The 11,166-nt window shown below is 61.6% G+C and carries 12 protein-coding genes and 1 riboswitch; of the genes, 9 read left to right on the top strand and 3 right to left on the bottom strand.

The annotated features are described in order from the left end of the window. Window positions 1-1,532 (bottom strand): gamma-glutamyltransferase family protein (locus DEO48_RS04920; RefSeq protein ID WP_109844518.1); only part of this gene is annotated, 1,532 nt, incomplete at its 3' end. Window positions 1,533-1,675: 143 nt separating this feature from the next. Here DEO48_RS04920 and hpxU point away from each other — a divergent pair. From hpxU to hpxK, 7 genes are all read left to right on the top strand, one after another. After that, window positions 1,676-2,515, top strand: a complete 840-nt coding sequence (gene hpxU, locus DEO48_RS04915) for a MurR/RpiR family transcriptional regulator HpxU (RefSeq protein ID WP_047346836.1) — start codon at window positions 1,676-1,678, stop codon at window positions 2,513-2,515. 191 nt (window positions 2,516-2,706) lie between these two features. Next, a complete protein-coding gene (locus DEO48_RS04910; RefSeq protein ID WP_109844517.1) occupies window positions 2,707-3,489 on the top strand; it encodes a transporter substrate-binding domain-containing protein in 783 nt (260 codons plus the stop codon). A gap of 4 nt (window positions 3,490-3,493) precedes the next feature. Further along, window positions 3,494-4,159 (top strand): amino acid ABC transporter permease, encoded by a 666-nt coding sequence (locus DEO48_RS04905; protein WP_109844516.1) that lies wholly within the window; start codon window positions 3,494-3,496, stop codon window positions 4,157-4,159. Next, window positions 4,159-4,815: an amino acid ABC transporter permease gene (locus DEO48_RS04900; RefSeq protein WP_064791110.1), complete on the top strand. Its 657-nt coding sequence runs from the start codon at window positions 4,159-4,161 to the stop codon at window positions 4,813-4,815. The genes DEO48_RS04905 and DEO48_RS04900 overlap by 1 nt, the downstream gene beginning before the upstream one ends. Continuing rightward, a complete protein-coding gene (locus DEO48_RS04895; protein ID WP_109844515.1) occupies window positions 4,796-5,533 on the top strand; it encodes an amino acid ABC transporter ATP-binding protein in 738 nt (245 codons plus the stop codon). Before DEO48_RS04900 ends, DEO48_RS04895 begins: the two co-directional genes overlap by 20 nt. 13 nt (window positions 5,534-5,546) lie before the next feature. After that, window positions 5,547-6,788, top strand: a complete 1,242-nt coding sequence (locus DEO48_RS04890; RefSeq protein WP_109844514.1) for an alanine--glyoxylate aminotransferase family protein — start codon at window positions 5,547-5,549, stop codon at window positions 6,786-6,788. Further along, window positions 6,785-8,047: an allantoate amidohydrolase gene (hpxK, locus tag DEO48_RS04885; protein WP_109844513.1), complete on the top strand. Its 1,263-nt coding sequence runs from the start codon at window positions 6,785-6,787 to the stop codon at window positions 8,045-8,047. Before DEO48_RS04890 ends, hpxK begins: the two co-directional genes overlap by 4 nt. Here hpxK and DEO48_RS04880 read toward each other — a convergent pair. Beyond that, the gene (locus DEO48_RS04880; protein ID WP_029741838.1) at window positions 8,013-9,014 is read right to left on the bottom strand and encodes a magnesium transporter; all 1,002 of its coding nucleotides are present in this window, start codon (window positions 9,012-9,014) and stop codon (window positions 8,013-8,015) included. The genes hpxK and DEO48_RS04880 overlap by 35 nt on opposite strands. 60 nt (window positions 9,015-9,074) lie before the next feature. Beyond that, a riboswitch (M-box (ykoK) riboswitch) is annotated at window positions 9,075-9,244 on the bottom strand. A 159-nt stretch (window positions 9,245-9,403) separates the two neighbouring features. On the opposite strand from DEO48_RS04880, the gene DEO48_RS04875 reads away from it, so the two are divergent. Further along, window positions 9,404-9,907, top strand: a complete 504-nt coding sequence (locus DEO48_RS04875) for a DedA family protein (protein WP_023311070.1) — start codon at window positions 9,404-9,406, stop codon at window positions 9,905-9,907. A 1-nt stretch (window position 9,908) separates the two neighbouring features. On the opposite strand, the gene DEO48_RS04870 is transcribed toward DEO48_RS04875, so the two are convergent. Next, window positions 9,909-10,658 (bottom strand): SDR family oxidoreductase, encoded by a 750-nt coding sequence (locus DEO48_RS04870; protein WP_109844512.1) that lies wholly within the window; start codon window positions 10,656-10,658, stop codon window positions 9,909-9,911. Between the two features lie 100 nt (window positions 10,659-10,758). Here DEO48_RS04870 and DEO48_RS04865 point away from each other — a divergent pair, with 100 nt between their 5' ends. Then, window positions 10,759-11,118, top strand: coding sequence for a helix-turn-helix domain-containing protein (locus DEO48_RS04865; protein WP_109844511.1), 360 nt, complete (start codon window positions 10,759-10,761; stop codon window positions 11,116-11,118). Window positions 11,119-11,166 lie beyond the last annotated feature (48 nt).

Below are 11,166 nucleotides of genomic sequence, written 5' to 3'. Positions count from 1 at the left end.
AGCCCGTTGGGGTGGCGGACAATCGCGCCCGCGTGGCCCATCGCTTCGCTGAAGTCAGGGAAGATTTCCACCTCGTGTCCGAGCGCCTGAAGCCGTGAGACCGTCTCAGCGCTAAAGCGTCCTTCCAGCTTTAACGTGTCCGAGGTTTGTCCCCAGGTGCGCCCCAGCAGCCAGCGCGGGCGGGAAATGCTCTCCTGCAGTGGCACGCCCTGAATCGCGTAGCGGGTAAAGAGCGCGGCCTGGGTTTGCGGCTGGCCGTCGCCGCCCATCGATCCGTAGACCATCACGCGCCCGTCCTTAAGACGCGCCGCCGCCGGGTTCAGGGTATGGAAGGGCTGCTTGCCCGGCGCGAGGGCCAGAAGACTATCGGGATCGAGGCTGAACGATGCCCCCCGGTTCTGCCAGACGATGCCGGTGTCGGGCAGCACCACGCCGCTGCCGAACTCGTGATAGATACTCTGGATAAACGACACGGCAAGCCCGCTGCTGTCCATCACTCCCATCCACACCGTATCGCCGGGGCCTTTTCCGGTGCCCCACGGCGCGGCGCGTCCGTCGTCAACCCTGTCGGCAAGCGCCTGCAGGGCGGCGGGATCCAGCAGACCCTGAATATCGGTTTTCAGCTCGCGCGGGTCGGTGATGTGGGCATCGCGCAGGCCAAAGGCCAGCTTGGTGGCTTCAACGATGCGGTGAATGGTGTCGGCGTCGTCGGCCTCCGCCATATTCAGGCGGTCGGTGATGCCGAGTATCGCCAGCGAGACCAGCCCCTGCGTCGGCGGGGCGTGGTTAAAGATCTCCCCCTGCTGATGCTGCAGCCTCAGCGGCGCGGTGCGCCGGGCGACGTGCGTGCGCAAATCGGCCAGCGTCACGGGCAGGCCCAGCGTCTCCATGCCGTGCGCCAGCACGTCCGCCAGCGGGCCGCGGTAAAAGCTGTCCAGACCGTCCTCCGCCAGGCGCGTCAACGTCGTGGCCATGGCGGGCTGGTAAAAGCGGCTCCCGACCTGCGGCGGCTTGCCGTCCACCAGCCAGGTTTCCGCGAAGCCGGGGATGTCCTTCAGCTCGTCGAATTTGCTGGCCGTGGCATGGGCCTGCGAGGCCGTGACCGGCGTGCCGTTCTGCGCATAGTCAATGGCGTCGGCCAGCAGGCGGGCCAGCGGCAGCGCCTTGCCGGTCATCTCGCGCGAGACCTTCAGCGCCTCGTCCCAGCCGCTCACCGTGCCGGCGATGGTCAGCGCCGCGCGGGGGCCGCGGTGGGGAATATGCGCCAGCCCGTCGTAGGCGGCGAGCGTTGCGCGCGATCCCGCCGCGCCGCTGGCATCAATGGCGACAGGTTCGCCTTCCGGCGGCACGATAAGCCAGAAGCCATCGCCGCCCAGCCCGTTCATGTGCGGGTAAACCACGGCAACGGTGGCCGCCGCGGCGACCATCGCCTCTATCGCGCTGCCGCCTTCGCGCAGTACCGCCAGCGCGCTCTGGCTGGCAAGATGGTGGGGCGCAACGGCCATGCCGTGCGTGGAGACATTACTTTGCATAAAGCGTCCTCGTAACCCTGAAAGTCACAAGGTGCTGCAAAAGCTGTTCCAGTTCTGAAAAAAAAGTTTCAGTAAACTGGCACGTATAATGAATACGCATAATAAAAGGTACAATGTGATGAAACAAAAGTTACAGAGGCGCTATGGAACAACTGGATGAACGTCTGAAAGCACAGTACCCGTCGCTGTCGCCGCAGGAGCAGCGGGTGGCGGACTTTATTTTCGACCATTTTGATGACCTGATTAGCTACAACAGCGCCGAGCTGGCGCAGCTGAGCGGGGTGTCGAAAGCCACGGTCAGCCGTCTGTTTAAGCGTCTGGGCTATGAGAAATACAAGGACATGCGCGACGAGCTGCGCACCCTGCGCCAGAGCGGGATGCCGCTCACCGATAACCGCGACGCGGTGCAGGGCAATACGCTTCTGGCGCGCCACTATAAGCAGGAGATGGCGAACCTGACCCAGTGGGTCAATGCCCTCGACGCGCAGCAGTTTGCCGACGCCATGGCCTGCATGGTGAAGGCGCGGCGCATCGTCATTATCGGCATGCGTAACGCCTATCCGGCGGCGCTGCACCTGCGTCAGCAGTTGCTGCAGGCGCGCGGTCAGGTGCTGGTCCTGCCGCAGCCGGGGCAGAGCCTGAGCGAGGAGCTGGTGGATTTAACGCCGGACGATCTGGTGGTCATGATGGCCTTTCGCCGCCGCCCGCGCATCATCCGCCCGCTGATGCAGCAGCTTCAGAGCAGCGGCATTCCGGTGCTGCTGATGTGCGAGCCGCAGGCGCACAGCCTGTTTCCGCTGGCGAGCTGGCAGCTCTGCGCCCCGCTGGACAGCGTCTCGGCCTATGACAGCTACTCCTCGGTCAACAGCCTGATCAACCTGCTGGCAAACGCCTTCCTGCATGAAATTCTCGATAAAGGCCGTCCGCGTATTCACGAAATTGCCTCCCTCTACCAGCAGCTGGACGAACTCGAACAACGATAATGGGGCATCAGGCTGGTGCTTTGCATTGAAATGGTGCATGTGGCGGGTCGGGAAAACGCAGGTTTTTTCGACCAGTCCGCGTTTTATCAGGCTTTACAAGAATATTCCCCGCTTCGCCCTATCTGGCACATTAGTTGCAAAATCACATTCAAAGAATCTTTTGTTTCATGTTAACGTTACGGGGAAGCACCATGAAAAAATTGTTGATTGCACTGGCCGGGGCCGCATGTCTTTTCACACAGCTGCCGGCAAAGGCTGACCAGCTTAAGGATATCGAGAAGCGCGGCACCATTCGCATTGCCGTTCCGCAGGACTTCCCGCCGTTTGGCTCGGTGGGGACCGACCTGCAGCCGCAGGGCTATGACATCGACATGGCGCGCTATCTGGCCAAACAGATGAAGCTCAAGCTGCAGCTGGTGCCGGTGACCAGCGCCAACCGCGTGCCGTACCTGCAAACCGATAAGGTGGATCTGGTCATTTCCAGCCTCGGTAAAAACCCGGAGCGCGAGAAGGTAATCGACTTCAGCCGCGCCTACGCGCCGTTCTTCCTCGGCGTGTTTGGTCCGAAAGGGGCCGAGCTGAAGGACGCCGCGGCGCTGAGCGGAAAAACCATCGGCGTGACGCGCGGGGCGGTGGAGGACATGGTGCTGACCAGCCTGGCGCCGAAAGACGCGGACGTGAAGCGCTACGAAGATAACAACACCACGCTCTCCGCCTATCTCTCCGGACAGGTGCAGTACGTGGCAACCGGCAACCTCGTGGTGGCGGCCATTTCGCGCCAGAACGCGGATAAAGCCCCGGTGCCGAGCTTTATGCTGAAAGATTCGCCGTGCTTTATTGGCCTGAAGAAAAACGAACCGGCCCTGAAGGCAAAAGTGGACGCGCTGATTGAGCAGGGCATCAAGGACGGCACGCTGAACGGCCTGTCTGAACAGTGGCTGAAGGCCCCGCTGCCGGCCAACCTTGGCGCCTGAGCCGATGACTGAGCAACTTGATTTCTCCGCGCTCTGGCCGTACTGGCCGGAGCTGCTGGCGGGGCTGTGGATCACCGTTCAGCTGACGGTGATGGCCACCGTCGGCGGGCTGGCGATAGGGATCTTCGGGGCGGCGATCCGCAGCGGACGCACCACTTGGTTCAGCCGGATCTGGGGCGCGTACGTGGAAATCATCCGCAACACGCCGTTTGTGGTGCAGCTGTTTTTCATCGTCTTCGGCCTGCCGAATCTTGGGCTGAAGATGACGGCGGGGGAAGCGGCGCTGCTGGCCATGGTGGTAAACCTGGGCGCCTACAGCACCGAGATTATCCGCGCGGGCATTCAGGTCACGCCGAAAGGGCAGTGGGAAGCCGGACGCGTGCTGGGGCTGACCCGCCTGCAGACCTTTATCCGCGTGGTACTGCCGCCCGCGCTGCAGCGCATTTACCCAGCGCTGGTGAGCCAGTGCATCATCGTGATGCTCGGCTCGTCGGTGGTGTCGCAGGTCTCGTATGAAGAGCTGACCTTCGCCGCCAACCTGATCCAGTCCAGAACGTTTCTGAGCTTTGAGGTTTATCTGGTGACAACCGGGATTTACTTAGCGCTGTCGATTACCCTGCGCCAGCTGATGATGGCGGCGGGACGCAAATGGCTGGGGGTGCAGGCATGATGACCACCTTTACCGACTGGGACATTATTCGCAACCTGCTGCTGGCCGGGCGCTGGACGGTACTGCTGTCGCTGGTGGCCTTCGTCGGCGGCGCGGCGGTGACGCTGCCGCTCCTGCTGCTGCGCCTCACGGGCGGGCGCACGGTCAGGCGCATCATCCGCGGCTATATTGAGCTGTTTCAGGGCACGCCGCTGCTGATGCAGCTGTTCCTGGCCTTCTTCGGCGTGGCGCTGTTCGGCATCGACGTTTCGCCTTGGACCGCCGCCTCGCTGGCGCTCACCTTCTACACCAGCGCGTTTCTGCTCGATATCTGGAACGGCAGCATTCGCGCCCTGCCGAAAGGGCAGTGGGAAGCGTCGCGCTGTCTGGGGCTGACCTTCGGCCAGACCCTGTTTCGCGTGGTCGCCCCGCAGGCGCTGCGCATCGGCATCGCCCCGACGGTCGGCTTTGCCGTTCAGGTGATCAAAGGCACCGCGCTGGCGTCGATTATCGGCTTTATCGAGCTGACCAAGGCCGGGACCATGCTGACCAACGTGACGTATCAGCCGTTTAAGGTCTTTGCGCTGGTGGCGCTCGGCTACTTTATTCTGTGTTATCCGCTGTCGCGCTACAGCCGCTATCTGGAGACGAAATTCAATGCCTCTCATCACCATTAATCAGGTGCAGAAGTACTACGGCGATAACCACGTGCTCAAGGGCGTCGATCTGGATATCGACATGGGCCAGGTAATCTCCATTATCGGGCGCAGCGGATCGGGCAAAAGCACGCTGCTGCGCTGCATTAACGGCCTGGAAAGCTATCAGGACGGCAGCATCAAGCTGGGTGGCATGACCATTACCGACCGGGATTCTCAGGCGCGTGAAATCAGCCGCTCGGTCGGGATGGTGTTTCAGAGCTTCAACCTGTTCCCACACATGACGGCGCTGGAAAACGTGATGCTCGCCCCGCGTCGGGTGCTGAAGAAAAGCGCCGCCGAATGCCGCGAGCTGGCGCAGCGCATGCTGGAGAAAGTGGGCTTAGGCGATCGTCTGGATTACTACCCGTCGAGCCTCTCCGGCGGCCAGCAGCAGCGCGTGGCGATTGCCCGCGCGCTGGCGATGTCGCCTAAAGTTTTACTCTGCGACGAGATCACCTCCGCGCTCGACCCGGAGCTGGTGGGCGAAGTGCTCAAGGTGCTGGAGCAGCTGGCGGCCGAGGGGATGACGCTCATACTGGTTACCCATGAAATGAATTTTGCCCGCGAAGTGGGCGACCGCGTGGTGTTTATGCACCAGGGGAAAGTCTGGGAGCAGGGCGACAGCAAAACGCTGTTCGCCAACCCGCAGACCACGGAACTGAAGCAGTTCATCTCCTCCGTGCGCGGCCTCAACTGATAAGGACTGACAAATGGATATCGCACGCTTTCCGCAAATCAACCCGCCCCAGCGCCTGCTGATGGGGCCGGGCCCGATCAACGCCGACCCGCGCGTGCTGCGCGCCATGTCGAGCCAGCTGATCGGCCAGTACGATCCGGCCATGACCCACTACATGAACGAGGTGATGGTGCTCTATCGCGGGGTGTTCCGCACCGAGAACCGCTGGACGATGCTGGTAGACGGCACCTCCCGCGCGGGAATTGAAGCCATTCTGGTCTCCGCCATCCGCCCGGGAGATAAGGTGCTGGTGCCGGTCTTTGGCCGCTTTGGTCATCTGCTGTGCGAAATTGCCCGCCGCTGCCGCGCGGAGGTGCATACCATCGAGGTGCCGTGGGGCGAGGTGTTTACCCCGGACCAGGTAGAGGATGCGATTAAGCGTATTCGTCCGCGCCTGCTGCTGACCGTGCAGGGCGACACCTCCACCACCATGCTGCAGCCGCTTGCCGAGCTGGGCGCGATCTGCCGCCGCTACGACGTGCTGTTCTACACCGACGCCACCGCGTCGCTCGGCGGTAACGCGCTGGAGACCGACGCCTGGGGGCTGGACGCCGTCTCGGCCGGGATGCAGAAGTGTCTCGGCGGCCCGTCTGGCACCTCGCCGATCACCCTGAGCGCGCGCATGGAGGAGGCGATCCGCCGCCGCAAATGCGTTGAGGAAGGCATCCGCACCGACGCCCACCGCGACGGCGACGAGGAGATGATCTACTCCAACTATTTCGATCTCGGCATGGTGATGGACTACTGGGGGCCGGAGCGTCTTAACCACCATACCGAAGCCACCACCGCGCTGTTTGGCGCCCGCGAGTGCGCGCGGCTGATCCTGCAGGAAGGGCTGGATAACGGCATCGCGCGCCATAAGCTGCACGGCGATGCGCTGCTGAAGGGCATTCAGGCGATGGGGCTGGAGACCTTTGGCGACCTGAAGCACAAGATGAACAACGTGCTGGGCGTGGTTATCCCGCAGGGCGTCAACGGCGACCAGGTGCGTAAGCTGATGCTGGAGGATTTCGGGATTGAAATCGGCACCTCGTTTGGCCCGCTGCACGGCAAAGTGTGGCGCATCGGCACCATGGGCTACAACGCGCGCAAAGACTGCGTGATGACCACCCTGAGCGCGCTGGAGTCGGTGCTGAACTACCTGAAATTCTCCACCACGCAGGGGGCCGCCATGCAGGCCGCGTGGGACCACTATCACCGCGAGACGCCGCAATGAGCCCGGCGGCAGAACGGGTGATGGCCCGCGCCGACGCGCTGGCCGCCATCAGCGAAACCCCGGATGCGCTGACGAGGGTCTATCTCTCCACCCAGCATCTGCAGGCCAACCAGCTGGTGGGGCAGTGGATGAGCCAGGCGGGAATGACCGTCTGGCAGGACAGCGTAGGCAACATCTGTGGACGCTATGAGGGCGCGCAGGAAGGGGCGCAGGCGGTGCTGCTCGGCTCGCATCTCGATACCGTGCGCAATGCCGGGCGCTACGACGGCATGCTTGGGGTGCTTACCGCCATTGAGGTGGTGGACAGCCTGCACCAGCAGGGTGTGCATCTGGCGCAGGCCATCGAGATTGTCGGCTTTTGCGACGAAGAGGGAACCCGCTTCGGCATTACGCTGTTAGGCAGCCGGGGGCTGACGGGCACCTGGCCGCAGGGCTGGCTGGAAAAAGCCGACGCCAGCGGGATCAGCGTGGCGCAGGCGATGACCCTGGTGGGGCTCGATCCTGCCCGCGTGCTGCATGCCGCGCGCCGTCAGGAGGATTTCAGCGCCTTTCTGGAGCTGCATATTGAGCAGGGGCCATGCCTTGAGCAGGAGGCGCTCGCCCTTGGCGTGGTGGAAGCCATTAACGGCGCGCGCCGTCTGAACTGCCGCTTCACCGGCGAGGCCGGGCACGCGGGAACCGTACCGATGCTCCACCGCAGGGACGCGCTGGCCGCCGCCGCCGAGTGGATGGTTATCATTGAAAACGCTACCCGACAGCAGGGCGGCAACCTGGTAGCGACGGTTGGCGAGCTGCGCTGTCTGCCGGGGGCGGTGAACGTAATCCCCGGCGAGGTTCAGCTCTCGCTGGATATTCGCGGCCCGCAGGATGCGCCGCTGGATCGGTTGCTTAACGACCTGCTGGAACATGCGCAGGCGATCGCCTCGCGCCGCGGTCTGGACTTCAGCGCCGAGGAGTTTTACCGCATTGCCGCCACGCCGTGCGATATCCACCTGCAAAACGTGCTGGGGGAGGCCGTCACATCGGTACAGGGGCGCTCGCTATCGCTGCCCAGCGGTGCGGGCCACGATGCGATTGCCATCGCGGAACGCTGGCCGGTCGGCATGCTGTTTGTGCGCTGCAAAGGGGGCGTCAGCCACCATCCGGCGGAATCGGTGATGGCTGAAGATGTCGCCCTGGCGATTGAGGCGTTTTCGCGAGCGGTGATCCAGCTGGCGGACCGCGTTACTCCAGCCCCAGCGTATATTGCGCGATCTTGAAGTAGATAATCAGCCCGGTGCCGTCGATAAGCGTCGCGATAAACGGCGCGGAGACGACCGCCGGGTCAATGCCGCAGCGCTTGAGCACCATCGGAATGACGGACGACACGATCGCACTCCAGAGCGTTATGCACACCAGCGTCAGGCTGACGATAAGCGTGATTTCCAGCCCAATCCCCATCATCCAGGCGCGAATGCACCCGGCGATACCGAGCGTGGCGGCAATCATCAGCGAGGTGGTCATCTCTTTACGCAGCACGCGGCCAACGTCGCGCAGGCGGACTTCCCCCAGCGCCATGGCGCGCACCAGGGTGGAGGTGATCTGCGTCCCGCTGTTGCCGCCCGTGCCGATCAGCAGCGGAATAAAGAACGCCAGCGCGATGGCGGACTCCAGCGCCTCTTCAAAATGCTGGATCACCGAGCTGGTGTAGGCCTCCGCGACAAACAGCAGCAGCAGCCAGACGGAGCGTTTCTTCCACAGGCTATACGGGCTGGTGTCCAGATAGGGCTTCTCCAGCGGCAGCGTCGCCCCCTGAAGCTGGGCGTCTTCGGTGACGTCATCTTCCAGAAGATGGGCGATTTCGCGCTCGGTCAGGCAGCCGACGAGCTTGCCGTGGGTGACTACGGGCACCACGTCCGCGCCGCCGTGCGCCAGCAGTCCGGCAACGTCGGCACGTTCATCCTCCGGTTTGACCTGCAAAAACTGCGAAATCATCAGCGATTTCACCGGCTGTACCGTATCGGCGGTTTGCAGCAATTTACGCACGGCAATCATGCCCGCCAGGCGGCCATTGTCTTCAATAAAAATATGCGACGGAATATCGTCGTCCTTTAATTTTTCGAAGAATTGCTCGCGCGCCAGCGCCACGCATAATGAAATATCGAGGACAATAAAATCGGTATTCATATATTGCGCTATGGCGCTGTCATTAAATGCCAGGTTCTGGTTGTGAATAGCGTAAGACATAGTGAATTCCCTTTGAATAATAACATCTCTCAGGGGCGAGCAAGACAGGGCATGTCGAAGAGGAGATCCCCACGTCCTGGGTTCAGCACTGTACACCGTATCCCGCGAGGGAAGTTATACTGACAAAGCCTTGATTCGACAGTGCCTGTTTTACCCTGTGTCGGTTCTCTCGAACCTACCAGAGCGATAACGTGTATTTGTACAGGAGCCTCGCCATAACGAGATCGTTGTAAGACGAGAGGAATAATACGCTTATTTAAATTTACCGCTCAGAAAATTAAATAATGTTTATGAACGGTTTAGACGATTTTTATTAATAAAATGTTGAGGGTTTATTTAGGTTAATTCATTTCTAATGGAGGATTAAATAATCAACGAAGGAGAGGGTAATGGCGTGGTTTGATAATCTGCTGAATCATTTTGCGCTGTATCCGGCACATCTTTTCGCGCTGTTATTTGTGATGGCGCTGAGTAAATCGACGGTGCTGATCTCCTCCGTGCTGCCGCCCGCCTCGGTGATGCTGCTGGCGGGCATTACCGTTAGCCAGACGAGCATGCATCCTGCACTGGCGTGGCTGGCCATAGTTTTGGGGGCGACGGCGGGTTCGGTGCTGAATTACCATATCGGCCAGCTGATGGGGCACACCCGGCTGGTCACGCGTTTCACCTCAAAGCATGCCGATAAGTTCTTGCGGGTACAGCATCAGTTGCAAAAGAACGGTGTCATCGTGCTGTTTACGTCGCGTTTTCTGGCGGTGTTGCGCTACATCGTGCCGCTGGCGGCGGGCATGCTCAGGCTGAATGCAGTCAAGGTCTACGCCGTCAGCCTGCTTTCCGCCTGCGCATGGGCGGCGCTGTATGTCGGCATCATCACCGGCATCAGCGCCTTTTGAGTTACAAACTCCCCATTCCGCCGTCCACCAGCAGCTCCGTTCCCACCGTGTAGCTCGACTCGTCGGACGCCAGATAGAGCGCGGCTTTTGCCAGCTCCGTCGTCGAGCCCATTCTGCCGAGCGGCACCAGCTTGATGATCTCCGCCATCATCGCGTTAAGCGCCTCCTCGCTTAAGCCCGTTTTGGTAAACGCCGGGGTTTCCACCGGACCGGGGCTCAGGCCGTTGACGCGGATCCCGCGCGGCAGCAGCTCCGCCGACAGCGTGCGCGCCAGCGACAGCAGGGCAGCCTTGCTCGCGGCATACACGCTGCTGGTGGGCAGGCCGATGCGCGCGCTCACGGAGCCGCAGAGGATCACCGACGACGGGTTATTCAGCAGCGGCAGCAGCGCCTGAATTAAAAAGAACGGCCCCTTCAGGTTGATGCCCATCAGGCGGTCCCACGCATCCTCCTGCCAGGCTTCCAGCGGCGCGTGCGTTACGTCACCGGCGTTAAGAAACACCGCGTCCAGGCGCGGCCAGCGGGCGGCGAGGTTGTCCGCCAGCGCTTTTTGCGAGGCGATATCGCCCGCATCGGTCGGGATCACCCAGGCCTTATCGCCAAGAATACGTTCTGCTTCGGCGAGGGTGTCCGGGTTGCGTCCGGTCACGGCGACGCGCGCGCCTTCGGCGATAAACGCCTGCGCGGTGGCAAGACCGATGCCGCTGGTGCCGCCGGTAATCAGCGTATATTTATCTGTTAAACGACCCATGTTCTTCTCCTGAAATGTCTCTGGAGAAAGCACTATAGAAACGTTAGTATCGAAAGGAAACCAGGTACCAAATGGATACTAAAGAGGCAAGAGGTGTGCTATGGCAGAAAGGCTGGAGGAGTGCTGTGAAAAAAAATCTGAGGCGTATACCTGCCCGATGACGCAGTTTGTTAACCTGATTTCCGGTAAATGGGCGATCCCCATTCTCTACCGCCTGATTGTCTTTAACACGCCCGTACGCTTTGGCGATCTGCTGCGGGCCGCTGCCCCCATCACACAGAAAGAGCTGACAAAGCAGCTGCGCCTGTTTGAGCAGCGCGGGCTGGTGACGCGGACGGTCTACCCGGAGATCCCCCCGCGCGTGGAGTATCAGATCACCGAGCTGGGGCTAACCCTGCAGGACGCACTCTCCCCGCTGGCCGCCTGGATGAGCGAGTACGGCGACCAGCTTGAGCGTTAGGCTACTGTTTTGCGTAGCGCGGTGCCGGAATGCCGGTGCGCGCGCTGT

Origin of the sequence: Enterobacter sp. CGMCC 5087 (assembly GCF_003144775.1) — a bacterium.
In the GTDB taxonomy this organism is placed as follows: domain Bacteria; phylum Pseudomonadota; class Gammaproteobacteria; order Enterobacterales; family Enterobacteriaceae; genus Enterobacter; species Enterobacter cloacae_M.
This window is presented reverse-complemented; position numbering and strand designations above follow the sequence as displayed.